At 59.1% G+C, this 15,136-nt stretch carries 15 protein-coding genes and 2 pseudogenes; 7 read left to right on the top strand and 10 right to left on the bottom strand.

Annotation, left to right across the window (positions count from 1 at the left end; genetic code table 11):
* The first annotated feature begins 358 nt into the window (after positions 1–358).
* Positions 359–1,279, top strand: coding sequence for a site-specific integrase (locus tag KHO31_RS25335; protein WP_211624363.1), 921 nt, complete (start codon positions 359–361; stop codon positions 1,277–1,279).
* A 1,375-nt stretch (positions 1,280–2,654) separates the two neighbouring features.
* On the opposite strand, the gene KHO31_RS25340 is transcribed toward KHO31_RS25335, so the two are convergent.
* On the bottom strand, positions 2,655–3,629 hold the full coding sequence (locus tag KHO31_RS25340; RefSeq protein ID WP_201078704.1) for a ParB/RepB/Spo0J family partition protein: 975 nt from the start codon (positions 3,627–3,629) through the stop codon (positions 2,655–2,657).
* The gene (locus KHO31_RS25345) at positions 3,626–4,837 is read right to left on the bottom strand and encodes a ParA family protein (protein ID WP_201078903.1); all 1,212 of its coding nucleotides are present in this window, start codon (positions 4,835–4,837) and stop codon (positions 3,626–3,628) included. Before KHO31_RS25345 ends, KHO31_RS25340 begins: the two co-directional genes overlap by 4 nt.
* 1,044 nt (positions 4,838–5,881) lie before the next feature.
* Between KHO31_RS25345 and KHO31_RS25350 the strand changes: the two genes are divergently transcribed.
* The 5 genes and pseudogenes from KHO31_RS25350 to KHO31_RS25370 all read left to right on the top strand — a co-directional run bounded on the left by KHO31_RS25350 (position 5,882) and on the right by KHO31_RS25370 (position 9,562).
* Positions 5,882–7,288 carry a replication initiation protein gene (locus KHO31_RS25350; protein ID WP_201078702.1) on the top strand — a complete coding sequence of 469 codons (1,407 nt, stop codon included), beginning with the start codon at positions 5,882–5,884 and terminating at the stop codon, positions 7,286–7,288.
* Positions 7,289–7,483: 195 nt separating this feature from the next.
* Positions 7,484–7,731, top strand: a pseudogene (locus KHO31_RS25355) (HU family DNA-binding protein).
* A 61-nt stretch (positions 7,732–7,792) separates the two neighbouring features.
* Positions 7,793–8,371 (top strand): rhodanese-like domain-containing protein, encoded by a 579-nt coding sequence (locus KHO31_RS25360; protein ID WP_236071449.1) that lies wholly within the window; start codon positions 7,793–7,795, stop codon positions 8,369–8,371.
* A gap of 274 nt (positions 8,372–8,645) precedes the next feature.
* The gene (gene parS / locus KHO31_RS25365; RefSeq protein WP_007731380.1) at positions 8,646–9,086 is read left to right on the top strand and encodes a type II RES/Xre toxin-antitoxin system antitoxin; all 441 of its coding nucleotides are present in this window, start codon (positions 8,646–8,648) and stop codon (positions 9,084–9,086) included.
* Positions 9,086–9,562: an RES family NAD+ phosphorylase gene (locus tag KHO31_RS25370; protein ID WP_201078901.1), complete on the top strand. Its 477-nt coding sequence runs from the start codon at positions 9,086–9,088 to the stop codon at positions 9,560–9,562. Before parS ends, KHO31_RS25370 begins: the two co-directional genes overlap by 1 nt.
* A 211-nt stretch (positions 9,563–9,773) precedes the next feature.
* Here the strand turns inward: KHO31_RS25370 and KHO31_RS25375 are convergent, their stop codons facing one another.
* The 3 genes and pseudogenes from KHO31_RS25375 to KHO31_RS40075 form a co-directional block, all read right to left on the bottom strand.
* The gene (locus tag KHO31_RS25375; protein ID WP_236071451.1) at positions 9,774–10,229 is read right to left on the bottom strand and encodes a hypothetical protein; all 456 of its coding nucleotides are present in this window, start codon (positions 10,227–10,229) and stop codon (positions 9,774–9,776) included.
* A gap of 219 nt (positions 10,230–10,448) precedes the next feature.
* Positions 10,449–11,117: pseudogene (locus tag KHO31_RS25380) on the bottom strand (ISKra4 family transposase); the annotation flags it as partial.
* Positions 11,081–11,227, bottom strand: a complete 147-nt coding sequence (locus KHO31_RS40075) for an IS1096 element passenger TnpR family protein (protein WP_201078698.1) — start codon at positions 11,225–11,227, stop codon at positions 11,081–11,083. The gene KHO31_RS40075 and the pseudogene KHO31_RS25380, both read right to left, overlap by 37 nt.
* Before the next feature lie 113 nt (positions 11,228–11,340).
* Between KHO31_RS40075 and KHO31_RS25390 the strand changes: the two genes are divergently transcribed.
* The gene (locus tag KHO31_RS25390; protein ID WP_236071462.1) at positions 11,341–11,919 is read left to right on the top strand and encodes a recombinase family protein; all 579 of its coding nucleotides are present in this window, start codon (positions 11,341–11,343) and stop codon (positions 11,917–11,919) included.
* 85 nt (positions 11,920–12,004) lie between these two features.
* On the opposite strand, the gene KHO31_RS25395 is transcribed toward KHO31_RS25390, so the two are convergent.
* The 5 genes from KHO31_RS25395 to KHO31_RS25415 form a co-directional block, all read right to left on the bottom strand.
* Positions 12,005–12,310 (bottom strand): TrfB-related DNA-binding protein, encoded by a 306-nt coding sequence (locus KHO31_RS25395; RefSeq protein WP_201108956.1) that lies wholly within the window; start codon positions 12,308–12,310, stop codon positions 12,005–12,007.
* An 85-nt stretch (positions 12,311–12,395) separates the two neighbouring features.
* A complete protein-coding gene (locus tag KHO31_RS25400) occupies positions 12,396–12,803 on the bottom strand; it encodes a hypothetical protein (RefSeq protein ID WP_201078694.1) in 408 nt (135 codons plus the stop codon).
* Positions 12,804–12,868: 65 nt separating this feature from the next.
* Entirely contained in the window at positions 12,869–13,696 is an 828-nt protein-coding gene (locus tag KHO31_RS25405) for a DUF932 domain-containing protein (RefSeq protein ID WP_201078692.1), read from the bottom strand.
* Positions 13,697–14,311: 615 nt separating this feature from the next.
* Entirely contained in the window at positions 14,312–14,614 is a 303-nt protein-coding gene (locus tag KHO31_RS25410) for a type II toxin-antitoxin system RelE/ParE family toxin (protein ID WP_201078690.1), read from the bottom strand.
* Positions 14,611–14,868, bottom strand: a complete 258-nt coding sequence (locus KHO31_RS25415; RefSeq protein WP_093642358.1) for a type II toxin-antitoxin system ParD family antitoxin — start codon at positions 14,866–14,868, stop codon at positions 14,611–14,613. The genes KHO31_RS25410 and KHO31_RS25415 overlap by 4 nt, the downstream gene beginning before the upstream one ends.
* Positions 14,869–15,136 lie beyond the last annotated feature (268 nt).

The raw sequence follows: 15,136 nt of genomic DNA on the forward strand, positions 1-15,136 counted from the left end.
GCAAGGCCTTGCGGCCCCGCACAAGCGGGCTTGCGCGTGGGGGCAATGCGTAGGCCGTTAGTTGCGTTGCTCACGTCAACCAGGTTCGTCCCGGAGCAGCTCGATGAGCACGATTGACCGTTTTGAACCGGATCCAGCCCTCACGGCCGCGGCGACCCGGCCGGTCGTGAACCGGCGAGAAAGTCCGATCCCCCACGTGGCCTGTCCGACGAGGACGTCGTGGGTCGCTGGCTCGCCGCCAAGGCGACCGGCCGCGAGCGCCTAGCCGCAACCACGCTCGCACAGTACCGCATCGAGGCCGAGCGCCTGTTCTGGTATGCACGGAAGGTGAATACACCCATTTCGGCGTGGGGGCTGGATGAGTTTTCCGCATACATCGACTTCCTGCAGGTGCCAGCGCCGTGGTCGATCCGCGTGCGCGGGGTGCGGCGCGGCGGACTGGCGGCCGTTCCTCAGGCCACTGACCGAGCGCTCGGGGGGCCAGACCCAGAAAATCGTCACGTCGCTATTCGACTGGCTGCGCGACGTCGGCTACCTGCAGCTGAATCCGGCCACCGGGCTGCCGACGGTGGGCCGACGCGAGCCGGAAAAGCAGGGGCGTTTCCTGTCACCGAACGACACGGCGCTCCTGCGTGCGGCGATTGCCGCCCGCCCGGGCGCGGAGTCCGGCCGCGGGGCGCGCCAGGCGAATGCGCGCGACCTGTTCGCGGTGGACCTGTTCGCGGTGGACCTGTTGGAACGGACCGGCATGCGCACCACCGAGGTGATGCAGTGCCGGATGGGCCATGTGTGCATCGAGCCGGTGCCGCATGCTCTCCGCCGTGAGTTTCCGGACGCCCCGCCCTTCCAGTGGCTGCTGCGCGTTGAGCGCGACAGCCACTGGAAGGGCGGCAGGGGCCGCTGGGTGCCGTGCGACGAGATAGCGTTGTCGCTGCAGGCCTACCGAATCGCGTTTGGCCTGCCACCGGTGCCGCTGCCGGACGAAGACCTGCCGCTGCTGTTGTCGGTGCGACGCTCCCGCTGGGGTGAACGCAAGGGCATCCGCAGCCGCACGGCGATTTGGAAACTGGTCACCGGACTGTGCAGTGAGGCGTTTGCGTTTGCCTACGCCCGCGCTCACGGCCGGCTCGTCGATGCCGACCGGTTTGAACGCGCGTCCGCGCACTGGCTGCGTCACACTTGTGCCAAAGGGCTCGCTCAGGCGGTCCGCGACGGCCTGGACGCATCTGCGGCGCTCGAAAACACGGACCATAGCGATCTGCGGACCTTCCGCCAGTAACGTCGACGACGAACCGCTGAAGCGCGCGCTGGAGACGCAGCGGGCCCGTTCGCGCGTGACACGGTCACAGTCGGCGTCCCACGACTCCCGGGTGGCGCCGCACAATTATGGTCTCCTCGTCGCTATGATCGGCGCAGCGAGCATTTTCGATACGTTGGACCTTCACGAAAGCCGCTTGCCCGTGCGACGCCACAACGCGCCGCGTAGCTTCAAGCCCGTCATGAACTGTCATCGACGCGGCGTCCCTCGCCGATCACGATCCGGCGCTCACCGCAAACGCTAGAGAAATTGTCGCCTGCGCAACTGGCCGGTGCGTTACAAACCGAGGAGGCCTTGCGCCGCTGACGACCGGCCTATTGGACAGCCGCCAGTCCGGCCCGAGCCTGATGGCTGAAATCGTCGGTGCTACGAGAGAGAGGTGATCGCCGTGTGTGGACCGGTCTGAATTGCTGTCAGGTAGCATCGACGGCGAACTGGAGGAGGGAAGTTCTAGTGCGGCGCTACTTGAGCACGCAGAAATATAGACATGTCGCTATACGGTCATGACAATCACGCCTGCTTGATCCACAAAGGCATGGACACAGTTGCAAGAGGAAATACCATGACCCGAAACAACATCAAGGAGATGGCCGCGCCCACAGTCGAACATTGCTGACCACTGTAGTCTGATTCGTCGCGATCTTAGGGGTTGCCGCGGGGGCGGGGCTTTGCCCTTCAAAGGGTACCAGAGCACCGCAAGTGGATGTCGCGGCGGATGCTCGTCAGGCATCTTCTCGAATCCGAAGCCGGTTGCGAGAGCGGGCGTTGCTCAACAATCAGCATCTTTCAGGACGAAGGTATGGTGAACAGGTACGCTTACTTGCCGCCGCGATGAATACTTGTCGCAAGTCTGGGTCTACCACGAAGGGCTCCTAGGGTCGCACGCTTTTCGGATTCAACTTGATCAGGCTACTGCGCCGGCGCTGATTTGCTGACTCTCGTGCCCAGCTTCTCAATAGCAGCCTAGCTCCTGTATAGCTGATTCCATTGAAGGGGCGCGTCTAGAGTCTAGACATGCTCAAGCCTCGTCCGCAACCATCGCCGCTTACGGGAACCGTGAATTGCTGAGATGCAGACCCCGCTGCTCGGAACCGACAGCTGCCCTCGGCGTGTCTAGACTCTAGACACGCCGAGGGGGCCGCAGCTCTTCGTTGGTCGTCGCGTCGCCCCATGGCGTCCGCTCACCGCTACCTAATCTCGTGTCTAGAGTCTAGACACGCTTGCTCCGGGCCGGACGGCGACGCAGCCTGCGGTGTGTCTAGACTCTAGACACTTTAAGAGCGGCTGGACGAAAAAAACCCGCGCAAGGCGGGCTTAGTTAAGGGTGAAGCGTTACTCAGTTTGCTTTCGGGTGAGCGTGGAACATCTGGCTGATAAGCTCCCGAATCTGCGTCTCCTGCGCGTCCGTGAGCACGCCGGCCTTAATTTTCACCGTGATACCGCTGATGTCCTTGGTAATGGAGCCCGCGTGTTCCTTGCCAGAGAAAAACTTATCGATGCTCCGCTCGCTTGCAGAATTCGTCGTCGTTCGACGAGTTGCCAACGCCTTAATCGCCGCCGCCACCTTCCCCTGGTCCATGTCGCCCTTCACCACGAGCGGCCAGAGTTCCATTGCTGCGTTCACACCGTCTTCGCCGTGTTTCTTGACGGCCGCAACAATGGCTTGGGCAGCAGTCCCGCCAAGCAACCGCGGCTGAATGTCGAGGTCCTTCCTGATGAAGTCCGGTAGATTTTCAAACGAGAGGAACTGGTAGAGCCCGCTGCGGGACATACCCAGTGCCTCGGCCATCCGCTTACGGTCAGGGAACTCCTTCTCCGTCTGCCTCATGGACATGGCAACTTCATAGTCGGACAAGTCGTCACGACTAACATTTTCCACGAGGGCTAGCACAGCCATGTCTTCGTCGGAGCACTCCACAACAACAGCCTTGATGGCTTCGAGTCCCACCATCTTATGTGCGCGCCACCGACGTTCGCCCGCCACAATCTGATAGATATCGTCGGCGCGGCGGACCACGATGGGCTGCATAAGCCCGACTTCACGAATGGACTCGGCCAGCTCCGACAGCTTCGCCTCGTTGAATACTCTCCGCGGCTGCCAGGGGTTCGGTACGATGTCGGACACAGACAATTGCGACGCGGCGCCAGTAGACTCCAGCTCTTGGACACGTAGTTGCGCTACCGCAAGCGCACCCGCGAGGCCAGGCGCCGTCTGCGTTCGGTTGCTACGCTTGACCTCATCTTCCTTGATAGATGAGGTCGTCCGGATACCGGACGTCTTGGCCAGCAGCTGCTCTCGCATGTTGCTCATTGCGCGTTCCTCCATTTTTCCGCATAGATTTCGTCCACCCAACGGCAGTAATCGACAAGGGGCTGTCGTACACGCTGCAACGACTTAGCTGCGCTATGGGTACTGCTTACGTCGAATACCGTTGAAAATGCCAACGCTCCTGTGCTCATCACCGAACTGGCCGGCACTTCAATCGAATGCAGCCAGCTCTCGTATGCGCTCTGTGCCCATGCACGCACGATAGGTGCGGACGACGTGCGCCCGTAATCGACCCTCGAAAGCATCAGCGAAATAAAGTCGTATTTCTTGTCCTGCTCGTACTTGATGAAACTCTTGGATACATCTGAAAACAGTCGCCAGAACGAAAGCGAGCTGATGAAGTCCAGATTTTCGGGAACCATCGGCATGACCATGGCATCCGCCGCCAGCAGTGCATTCAGGTTGAGGTACGACAGCGAAGGCGACGTGTCCATGAGGATGTAGTCGTAGCGCTTGCGTAGTGGCTCGAGACCTTGCCGAAGCACCGTCCAGAACCGGAAGCCGGGCCTCATCTTCTGCATTGCCGGCAAATGGAACTCCGCACCAATCAATTCGGTGTGAGCCGGAATCACGTCAAGCCCATCCCAGTAAGTCGACTGGACCCTTGTTTCCAGGCCACCCTCGACGTCCTGGTCGTAGATATACGGCAACACGGTGTCATCCGGCGTCACATCCTTTTCCGCGTACAAGCCGCATAGTTCGGAAAGCGAGGCCTGAGGGTCAAGGTCGATGACAAGCACCTTGCGCCCGCGCAACGTCAGTCCTTGTGCGAGACACATAGTTGTGGTTGTCTTTGCCGAGCCGCCCTTCAATTGGGCCGTTATGACGATTTTCCCTTCAGGTTCACGTGTTCCGGTAACGAGTGGAGTCTGATAGATGTCGGAGACTTTCTGGACCCAAAGGCGCGCTTCCTCCAGAGTGAATGTGCGGGTCCGCCCGGTACCGGCAGCGGTGCCTGGCGGCAACTCTCCGTCGCTCTTGGTTGCGAGGTATTGGACCTGGGAATGAGAGATGTTGCACATCTCGGCAATTTCCCCTGTTTTGAAAACAGGCGCAGCTTTTCGCGGTCGGGGTGCAAGAATGGTGTTACGCAGTTCATCCGTGAAAATTGAGACCTTTTCAGCGAACTGGCTAATCTGCTCAAGAGGAACCGTTCGGTCTACGGCAGGAAGTTGGCTCGTTTTCACCATTCTGAGGTTCATCCGTAAATTTCGATGAACCTCAGAATACAGGAAACACATGAAAATAGCTCTATAAACGGCTGTTTTTCCTGAAAAACCACGCGTCATTGCGCGTTTCTGGTCGACTGGAGTGCGGCCGACACGCATAGAAGAGACACTTCCTGCTCTTCCAGACCACTGCCATTCGGCAGAATTGTCGCCGATAGGCACTGTAGTTCGCGCGCCGGTCGCCAGATGGTCGTTCAAGGTGAGGTCGCTTGTGCTAATTCTGAAAGCAGAATCGCCGCGCACATCGACATTTGCACAAAAAAATGGCACATGGTGAGGTTCATTGTGCTACGAACATATCGGCGCGCTTCGAGTTGTCTCACCCAGCACAATTGACCTCACCTTCCTCTCTGATTTTGACCGCCTCGCACGCGCGGAGGTTTTTATACAAGTGTGAGTGCACAATGAACCTCACCGTCAATAGGGTGCTTTACGAATCGAAAACGTGTTTCTGTTGAAACGGAACAGGAGCCGGACCGAAACTGCTGCTCCTCACAATCAACCTCACCATCAGGGACGCTCGCCAAGTTGCTTCCTAGTAACGGGTTGGTTTGTTTTTTTTAAAAAATCAAACAACCCAACGAACCAACAGAGGCACGTGACTTTGTTTAATTTCAAAGTCTTAACCTCCAAAAGGTGAGGTCCGTTGTGTCAAAGGTGAGGTCAGATGTGCACAAAGGTGAGTTTCATTGTGTGGCCAAGGTGAGGCCGGTTCCACACGAAGGTGAGGTCAGATGTGCGGGATTCGCTGGCGCGTACCACGGTGAGGTTGACTGTGCATAGTGGCGCAGGAGCTAATTCCAATCACACGGGATAAGCGGTTGACGGGAGATACGGGTTCATCGTGGTGAGGTTGATTGTGCTGCGGTGAGGTTCATTGTGCATGGCGGAAGAGCGTAGGCCGCAGACAACCAGTGCGACCTGCTGATGGTGAGGTTGTATGTGTTGACAGCTCACCCACGAATGCTACATTCCCAAAAGCGAAAATGAAGAACGGATGAGAATATGGCGGCGGAGGACAATCCGGACGAAGGCAAGTCGAAAGTGACACCGCGACAGATGGCGCTCGCGCTGTTCGAGGACATGTTCGACTTGGGTTTGCCCATCAGCGAAGCCAATCGTGAAATCGGATACCAGCGCAACAACTTCTTCACTCAAGTCGTCAACATGGGGTTGCCGGCGCGGCGCTTTCTTGACGCCGCGTATTTCATTGTCGCCCAGGAGCAGGAAGCACGGGACCAGTACGACGTTGAACTGAACTACTTCAAGTGGTTGATGCGCTATGACAGCCGCAATCTCAAGCACTTGCGCACTATCGCGGAAGAAGCTCAGGACGCGAAAATCCAGGTTACCGATACACCAATCGATCGGGACCCGAACGAAAACGATCTGTGGGTATCAGTCCAGTTGATGGGCATGGTCGGCTTCCACAGGGGGCGCATTCGATTCGACGTGCACCCTCGCCTAGTCCCGCAAATCCGGGACCCAAAAAAATCCCACTGGTTGAGCCTGCGTATATCGACGGCTTTTACACGCAGCCTAGCGCGCGCGATTTATGACCAGGTCCTTCCCAGTGTCCCAAATGGCAGAACGGAATGGATACCGCTGGAAGACATGCGAAACTGGCCCGGCAGAATGGGAGCGAACGCCGCCATCTTCAAATACTTCAAGCGTGACTGGCTAGAACCGGCTGTGCGTGAAATCAATGAGGTGTCGGACATCGATCTGTCCTATGAGACCAGGACCGAGTCCAGCACGTCGAAGAAAATCGACCGCATAAGGTTCCTGCTCAAGCGCAAGGATACCGCCGACGCTGCGCTGGCCAGCTTGGCTGACGCCAGCCACCTGTACAAAATTCTCAAAGAAGAATTCAACCTGTCTACCGCGCAGTTCAGCGAGATTTCCGAGAACCGCGAAGTCTGGACCGATGCGCACATCCAGCAGGCTGTCGAATACACGCGATTCAAGCTCAATCGTGGACAGATAAAAAGGAGTCCCGCCGGCTACCTGATGCGAGCCCTACGCGATAACTGGAAGATGTCTGAAGCCGAGCGGAAGATGGTCGAGGTTCAGGCGAAGCTACTTACCGAAGAGACTGAAGCGGATGTCGTAAAAACCGAGATCCAGAGTTCGGTCGCACGCAGCATCGCTTCGCGCGAAGAAGAAGTCCGTGCACGCATGAACGAGGAGTCGCGTAAGGGCCGCGAACACTTCAACGCGGCGGACGCTAAAACCCGCAAAGAACTGGTCCGCGCATGGGTTGCGTCGAGGGAGGGCAAGCTCATGCTGCGTCGTATGAAGATCGAGGCCGTAACTGTAGCGGAGGAGGACATCGTCGCGAATACGGAACTGGTTTGGTACCTGGGGCAATTCGTATTCGGGCGCATGAATTCGTGTCGCGCATCGGCGTGAGTGTCCGCATGAGCACCTGCGCGTTTCCAAGCAGGTCGCTGTCGCTACCTTTTTGAATCACTGGCGGCCCTAGGAATATCTGGAGTCAAAGGATGCGGTCAGGTTTGCGCGAATGCGCCGACGAGCGGAAGGGTGGCGTTACCGGCGGCCGCGGTTCGCACGAACGGTCTCATGAACGCTTGACAGGGGTAGACGATGAATAAGCAGGAACTGGTTGATACGGTCGCCGCCGCAAAGTGTGAAAGCGCGATGGCTACCGGCGAGGCGATCGACGCGCATATCGACACGGTGACCACGGCGGTGGCAGGGCACGAAACCGTGCAACTTATCGGATTCGGTTCATTCTCGAGTGGTGAGCGCCCCCACGCGTAGGCCGTAGCCCGGCAACCGGCAAAGCAATACAGATTCCAGCTGCGAAGACGGCCAATTGTTCGACGTATTGAGTCTTAACAAAACGGCGTAACGAACACGCATTGCACGCCGACACTCAGACGGCAGGTGCACATGTACCGATTCGAAGATTACGTCCTCATCATCGACGCGCGCAGCGAACGCGAATACGCCGTGGATCACATCCCAGAGGCAATCGACCTACCCGTGGTCAGTAATGACGAATACGCTGAGGTCGGCGCATTGCATCGGACCGACAAAATGCGGGCTTATCTGATCGGCGTCGCCTATTTGCTGAAAAACATTTCGCGTCATCTTGACACCGTAATTGCGGGCCGCACGCGTCATGGAAGGGTGCTTGTATATTGCTTTCGCGGCGGAAAGCGCAGTCTCCTTTGGTTTGATGCTCTCGATACGATCGGTTATAAGGTGGACCGTCTGCCTGGCGGTTGGAAGGGCTATCGACGATGGGTCAACGAACAACTGGCCACGCGGCCGCGTGAGTTCTCGTATGTGGTCCTGTCGGGCTCGACTGGTTGTGGAAAGACTCGCTTGCTCGATCAACTCGAAGCCGCTGGCGCGCAGGTGTTGAATCTCGAGGCGCTCGCATCTCACCGGGGCTCGGTCATCGGCGCGATACCTGGTACGCCGAAGCCGACGCAGAAATACCTTGATAGCCTTGCGACTCCGTGAGGTGCCGTCGTGGGCCTCCGCAGCCTACCTGTGGCGCATCGCCCGCCTCAGCCTTCCTTCGCTCCCATACGCCAGCGTCTCCGGATTCCTGGCATACGAGCGCACCTTCTCGTCGGAGCAGTGCCTGGGCTTGTCGTCGATGTCCCCCAAGGGGGGCGCGATCTTTCGCTGAAAGTAGCCGGCAGTCCGGCCCGGACCGGCGATGCCTTGGCAGCAACTACCGTCTATGCCATTTTGGTATAAAATAGATGCCAAATGGCAGGAGGTGAAACCGATGAACGTCATCGAGAAGGTATCAGCCGATTCATTGCTGGGAGGCCGGTCGGTATTTCCGCGTTCTCCCCGATCGGGCCTTGAATGGGTGGAGGTCGTCCGCCACGGCATTTCGTCGCGGGCGCTGGACGCGATGCTCAAATCCATCGGACTTTCGCAAGCAGAACTGGCGCAGGCGCTCGATATCCCGGAGCGGACCTTGGCGCGTCGCAAGCGGGAAGGGGTGTTGAGTCGTGAGGAGTCAGCCAAGCTGCTGCGACTCGCGCGTGTCGCCGCGCGCGCTGCCGAGGTGTTTGATGATCTCGACCTGGCACTCGCCTGGCTTAAGATGCCGGTTGCTGCCCTGGAAGACGCCACGCCGCTGAGTCTTGTCGATACCGACATTGGCACCGATAGCGTGATGGATACGCTAGGACGCATCGAGCATGGCGTGTTTGCGTGATGTTCACGGCATGGCGGGTGGTGACTGAACGATATGCGGATACCGCTTTTTCTGGGGAAGGAGCGCGATTGTACGGTGGCCGGTGGAACCCCAAAGGCGTCGCGATGGTGTATACGGCGCAGACGCAATCGCTCGCGCTGCTCGAGATGTTGGTCCAGGATTCACCGCTACGTGCCCGCTATGTGATGATCCCGGCCAGTATTCCGGAGAAAATCGTCGAACGTATTGATCCCGCCAGTTTGCCTCGCGACTGGCGGGACATTTCAGCGCGGGCCGAACTGCAGGAACTTGGATCGGCGTGGGAGCGGAAGCGAACCAGCGCCGTGCTGGCTGTTCCCAGTGCGGTCGTTCCTGCAGAATCCAATTATTTGCTCAATCCCAATCATCCGGACTTCGCGCTCGTCGTGGTTGGAACGCGTGATGAGTGGTTGACAGACCCCCGGTTATTGCGGCGCTCGGCTGCAAAGGGATCGTGACGAGCATCTCGTGTGGCGGTGGCAAGCGGACGACGGCGTGTGATCAACCAACCCGCCGGCCATGCTTCGCAGGGTGCCGCCATTCAAGGTGCCTGTGTGTTGTCAAAACCGGTTACATCATGCGTTCAGGGACGTGGCCAGTCATGCACCACTGGCGGAACCGGTCCTGCAGGATCTTGAACTGGCTCGCGCCGATCCAGTCAATAGGGGATTATTTTTCGTTACGGTCACGGTCGATGTAACGGTTAAATGCGGCTTCGTCGTCGTAAAGTGACCTCGAAAACGTGTCGTCGGCCCAGTCGATCAGGCGCTCGATCACCGCGCGCCGGGACAGGCCGAAGTGCGCGACCAGCCGCTCCAGCGCGAAAAACTGGGTGCCAGTCATCGTCAGGTGCAGACGCCGCTCGCCAGAATCGGTGTCTTCCTGACGCGGAAGCCGTCCGAGGACTGTCGCCACGTCAGAAGGAGCTTGGGCAGACGGCTTCGCCCGTGACACAGTCTTAAGCTCGCGCCGCGCCTGTACCAGTTCCCCACGCAGCTGCTCGCACTCCCGCACCAGGTCGTCATGGGCGTCGGCAGGCGGAGGGGTATTTTTCGTTACCGTAACGGATTTTGTGCGCGCGCCATGTCGGGCTCGCCACGCTGCCTGACGCTCGGCGTTCGACATCGCATCCGGTTTCCGTGGCCGGCCACGGCCACGCTTTTCCGTGGTGCCGGTTACCTTGTCGTTTGCCGGTGAAGGCATGATCCATCCTGGTGCGGTTGACCACATCTATTTTACGTTATTCATAACGATAAATGCAGTATTTCGTTACGCGTAACGTAAATGTGCACAAGCTGCCTTGCACGGCATTAGGAGAGCGCGTCATTCCGGGGGCTGAAACTTCTATGCCGCCTCCTTTAGCGCCGCAGGTTCTTCCGGTCTCATTCCGGGAAACCAGCGGACGAAGGTTTTCCGCAGATGATCGTTCAGGACCTGCACACGGGTTTGCAGCAGCAAATGCGCGCCGCGCTGGGTCCAACGCATCTGCTGCTTTTCCACAAAGCGCTTGCTGACCACATAGTTCACGGTCGACTCGACAAACGCCGTGGAATTCGTCTCATCGTGCCGGTAGCGGTCCCCGTAGTTCGGAATGAACGCCTCGTTGGCCCCGATATAGGTGCGGAATTCCCGTGCTGCCTTCTCCAGTTTCTTCCTGTTTGGCGGGTTCTCTTCCAGCATCTCCAGATCGTCGTCCAGGTCATCAATCCGTTGCAGGGCGTGCGGAACATTGCCATGCCAGAGATTCCATTTGACGCTTTCCAGATGTTTCTCCAGATCGACCAGCCCTGTTGCAGTTTCCGGACATTTGTCACCGGCCTTCAGTTCCGCCGTCATCCCTTTGATCATCTGCCTCATGACGGTCAAGCGCATGGTGATGTGGAACCAGTCGAGCAGATGCTCGGATTCCGGGCTGAGATAGTGCTGCAGATCACGCACGGTGTCGCCGCCATCCGACAGAAACACGACTTGCTGATTCATTTGAAGATCTGCAGCGCGTAATGCAAGTCGGCGATCGTGCTGTCACTGCGTACGAGTAATCGGCGCCAGATCATCGGACTGATCTGGCGAATCCATACGTGGAGCCGGTAAACCGTGGCGCTGGTTGCGTTTGGCATAGTCATCTAAGCTTAGTAAACGACCGTCAGAATCACCTGATTTTGACGATCAAAAACGATGCTCTGCAAGGCCCGCCAGGACTGAGGCCTGGGCACGAGAATCGGAGGGGTTTTTGACCATGCGTGCAGCGGTCTATACCCGAGTGCCCACCCCGGACCAATCCACCGACCGGCAGCGGCGGGAATTGCGCAACTATGCGAAAGCCCGCGGCTGGAAGATCGTGCGGGAGATGCAGGAAACCGTCAGCGGCGCGTCACAAAAGCGGCCGCTGCGCGAAGCGGTCATGCAACTGGCGCGCACCCGCGCCGTCGATGTGATCCCGGTCCAGGCCTTGGACCGTTGGGGACGCAGCGTGCAGGACCTGATCCTGACAATGGCGGAACTGGAAGCGCTTGGAGTGGCTTTCGTGGTACCTGGTCAGATCGACATGAGCACACCAGGGGGCCGGATGCAGGCGCATTTGCTCTCGGCGGTCGCGGAATTCGAAAGGGAGCTTATTCGGGAGCGTGTCCGCTCTGGCCTGGCCCATGCGCGCGCCAGGGGCAAGCGCCTCGGCCGGCCCAACGCGACACCGCGCCTGGTGAACAAGGGTTTGTCCCTGATCAGGCAGGGAGTGACCTACCAGCAGGCCGCCGAGCAATCGGGGGTGAGCATTTCCACGCTACTGCGCGCCCGCAGGAAAGGCAACGCCGCCTGACAGTCGAAAAGGTCGGTCGGCGACGCCCGCCCCAAGAATGGCGCGCTCTCCTAGCAGGTCATCACGGGCCGACATATCCTTTCCCTCACGTTCCGGCGTCGATGCGCGCCTTTGCCTCCGTCGCCATCTGGCGAACCTGCGCGGCCAGCTCGGGCGGTAGCCACACCTCCACCTGTTCCCAATCTGCCGGGATTTCCCGTGCCGCCGCCAACACAGCCTTAACGAGCGCGCCAACCCGCTGCTTGGTCAACCCGCTTTCGTTCGCGGCGTCCACCTGTGAGATACCGTCAACCAGCACGCGCCGCGCGATGTCGACGCTTCCGACCGTCATTCGCTTTAGACGCGGCATAACCGCCTTGAAGTCCTTCGCCGTCATCTTGTCTGCTGCCATGATCGTTCGCATTTGGTGGAGTGTGAAAGTTTGAATTATCCGCCTGCGGTCAATACCGATCAACGGCACGGCGCGCGCTGGTTCCTCAATGGTGCTTGATCTTCTGCACAATGAAGGCGTGGGGGAGGGTGGCAACCCCACGGAACCGCCAGAAACGATGCCCCTTGCGCGCGTACACCGTCGTCACATTGCCCGCGATATATTCGCTGCCCTTGAACGATTCGATATCGTCGCCCAACTGCCACACAAGCGGGTTAGGCATCGCGAGCGCCGCGTAATATTCGGCCTCCGTGATTTCCTCGGGAGTCGAGCCTAGCGCGCGCTCCTGCTGCTGGATGAATGTATCTTCGTCACCCAGCACAACGCCGAGGTAACGCTCGGCAAGCTGTTCCAGCGTCTCGCGCGTCAAGTTCGTCACTACCAGGCCGTTCCCAAGTTCGAGCGCGTAATCAATCGCGGTCGGCGAGCCGGGAATATAGAAAACCTTTTCCATGTTCGTTTGCTCCGTCTGTCCGATGGATCTACCGGGCGGGTTGCCTCACCCGGTAGCCTTCCGCGTTAGCCGATGATCTTGCGCATTTCGTCGGCCAGAACCCACAACGCGCGATTGAGTTTCACGTTCTGGTCAATGCCGCTTACCTCGCGCGTCGTCGTCGCGCGACCGTTCGCGGCGCGGCCACGAAGCCCGCCCTTGGTCATGTTTTCCTGCACGCGGTTAAAGGTCGTCCAGAGGTCTGAGCCGCCGTCCTCCATGCGGCGCGGGCGCAAAATCTGGCGTTCGGTGACGGGTGCCGGTGCGTCCTCCGTGTCCCACTTCAATTCAAGCGCGGCACGGGCAAACGCGGTTTGTGCGCCTTCGGAAAGCGTGAGGGATTGCATACCCTCGCGTTGCTCGTCGGCTACCTCGAAGTTGTTCAGCACACGGAATGCGCCGTCGATCACTTCGCCGACTACATCGCCTTTATGCGGCACGCGAACCTCGCCGACGTTCGTACCGCACACCATGCCGTTGCAGCACACGAACCGGAGCACGCCCGCAAGCATCTGAAAGCTCGATGTTCCATCGTGGCTGTTCAAAAGAATGATTTCGTTCGCCACCTTGCCGGTGATCTGGTTGGCGTGGCGTAGCCGGATCAGGTGCTTCGTGTGCTCGCGCTTGCCTTCGTCGCGCACGCGGGTTTGCGCGACCATGAAGGGCTGGAAGCCTTCGCGGCGCAGGCCGTTCAAAGCGTCGATAGTCGGAATGTAGGTGTAACGCGCCGAGCGGCTGTCGTGTGCCTGTGCGGCAAAGATCGACGGGGCCACGGCTTGGATTTGGTCATCCGTGAGGGGAACCGGCGAACGGAGAACCGGGGCCGTGCGGCCAAACTTGGAAGCGAGTTGCATGTTTCGTACTCCTGCGTAGTTGAGGTAAAGCCGGGAGCGGTTGCCGCCGCTTGTTTCCCGGCTATCGGTGCGCCGTACTGTTTAGCGCCTCGATGTATGTATTATCGGCGATGGCCCCTTAAAAGTCAATAGAAGTAAATAGAAAACACAAAAATATTTACTCGGCCACTGGCATCAAGGTTGCTGCTCCGAGTGGTGAGCGTTGGGAGTAGAGCGCGCGAGGGCGCCTGGTGGTTCTGCTCGTCGGGGTCGGTCGGTCGCGGTAAGCCCGGTCTGCTGCACGAACCTGCGCGGTCAAGGGGTCGTGGGATACCGCAGTCCGCGCAGCGGGCGAGGATATGCCGCGAAAGCCCCTTGACCGGGAAAGCCGGGGCGTGTGGCAGATTCAAGGTCGATAGCGACTGACCGACCCCGACGAGCTGCCACGATCACGCGGAACGACCAGCAAGCCCCGCAAGGGGCGCGCAGCACCGGCACGGCGCGGAGTAGGGTTAGGTGTGGCCTTGATGCCGTCGAGCCGGTATAATCGGCTTCTCGTTGGACCCGTCTTACTCCTGCATTGTTTGACGGTAGAGGCCCGAAGCGTTGCCGCGCTTCGGGCCTTTGTTTTTCTGGCTACGGAAAGAGAATCGCGGCAAAGTCCCGCGCACCGTGCAGAACATGAATAATGTCGATCCGCTCGGCGGGCAGGCCGACGACGCGATAGAAAATCTGATAGTTGCCGTGAACCCGGTGCCGCACGCCGCGATCCTCGTAGCGAGGCACAAGCGGAAACGCGAGTGCCATATCTGCCAGACTCAAACACTTGTCGCGCAGCTCACGCACGAAGCTCACGGCGCGGCGGGGATTGTCTCGGGCGATGTAATCGCCGATGGCTTCGAGTTCGGCCTCAGCGGCGGGCAAAATCCGAACGATCATGGCTTGCCGTTCGCCATCGCCAGATACTTCGCTTCGAGACGGTCGAACACTTCCTCGGCGGGCTTGCCCCGGCCTGCATCGGAATCGGCAATGCCGCGCTCGATCACGGTATCCAGCGCGACAAGCTGCGTCTCACGGTCCTGAATGAGCCTCACGCCTTCGCGCAAGACTTCGCTTTTCGAGCCATAGCGGCCCGTCTCGACCAGCTTGGTGATGTACCCCTCAAGTTGCTGCCCAAGGTCTGCGCTAATCATGGCTGTGCCCTCAAAAATGTCCTGGTCCGATACTAAGCCACTTATCAACTATTATCAAATATCCTCGACGGGTAGGCTGGCATATACTGTATAAAAATACAGGTGCGACCTGAAGGTCGCTATCGCAACTGTCTTGCCGATAGTAATTGGACAAGATCTGCTGTTCTGCCAGCAGTAGCCTACTCGATCGTGCGTCGCTGGTAACAGCGGGGTGCGAAGCATCGAGGACACCAACTGGGGCCGAAAGGCCAGGCCTGAGCCGCGAGGC

Origin of the sequence: Paraburkholderia domus, from assembly GCF_905220705.1 — a bacterium.
GTDB lineage: Bacteria > Pseudomonadota > Gammaproteobacteria > Burkholderiales > Burkholderiaceae > Paraburkholderia > Paraburkholderia domus.

Bases quoted from the DNA above. Each gene is read 5' to 3' on its own strand.
- KHO31_RS25335 (WP_211624363.1), top strand. From the start codon at position 359: ATGAGTTTTCCGCATACATCGACTTCCTGCAGGTGCCAGCGCCGTGGT.
- KHO31_RS25340 (WP_201078704.1), bottom strand. From the start codon at position 3,629: ATGAGCAACATGCGAGAGCAGCTGCTGGCCAAGACGTCCGGTATCCGG.
- KHO31_RS25345 (WP_201078903.1), bottom strand. From the start codon at position 4,837: ATGGTGAAAACGAGCCAACTTCCTGCCGTAGACCGAACGGTTCCTCTT.
- KHO31_RS25350 (WP_201078702.1), top strand. From the start codon at position 5,882: ATGGCGGCGGAGGACAATCCGGACGAAGGCAAGTCGAAAGTGACACCG.
- KHO31_RS25360 (WP_236071449.1), top strand. From the start codon at position 7,793: ATGTACCGATTCGAAGATTACGTCCTCATCATCGACGCGCGCAGCGAA.
- parS (WP_007731380.1), top strand. From the start codon at position 8,646: ATGAACGTCATCGAGAAGGTATCAGCCGATTCATTGCTGGGAGGCCGG.
- KHO31_RS25370 (WP_201078901.1), top strand. From the start codon at position 9,086: ATGTTCACGGCATGGCGGGTGGTGACTGAACGATATGCGGATACCGCT.
- KHO31_RS25375 (WP_236071451.1), bottom strand. From the start codon at position 10,229: ATGTCGAACGCCGAGCGTCAGGCAGCGTGGCGAGCCCGACATGGCGCG.
- KHO31_RS40075 (WP_201078698.1), bottom strand. From the start codon at position 11,227: ATGACTATGCCAAACGCAACCAGCGCCACGGTTTACCGGCTCCACGTA.
- KHO31_RS25390 (WP_236071462.1), top strand. From the start codon at position 11,341: ATGCGTGCAGCGGTCTATACCCGAGTGCCCACCCCGGACCAATCCACC.
- KHO31_RS25395 (WP_201108956.1), bottom strand. From the start codon at position 12,310: ATGGCAGCAGACAAGATGACGGCGAAGGACTTCAAGGCGGTTATGCCG.
- KHO31_RS25400 (WP_201078694.1), bottom strand. From the start codon at position 12,803: ATGGAAAAGGTTTTCTATATTCCCGGCTCGCCGACCGCGATTGATTAC.
- KHO31_RS25405 (WP_201078692.1), bottom strand. From the start codon at position 13,696: ATGCAACTCGCTTCCAAGTTTGGCCGCACGGCCCCGGTTCTCCGTTCG.
- KHO31_RS25410 (WP_201078690.1), bottom strand. From the start codon at position 14,614: ATGATCGTTCGGATTTTGCCCGCCGCTGAGGCCGAACTCGAAGCCATC.
- KHO31_RS25415 (WP_093642358.1), bottom strand. From the start codon at position 14,868: ATGATTAGCGCAGACCTTGGGCAGCAACTTGAGGGGTACATCACCAAG.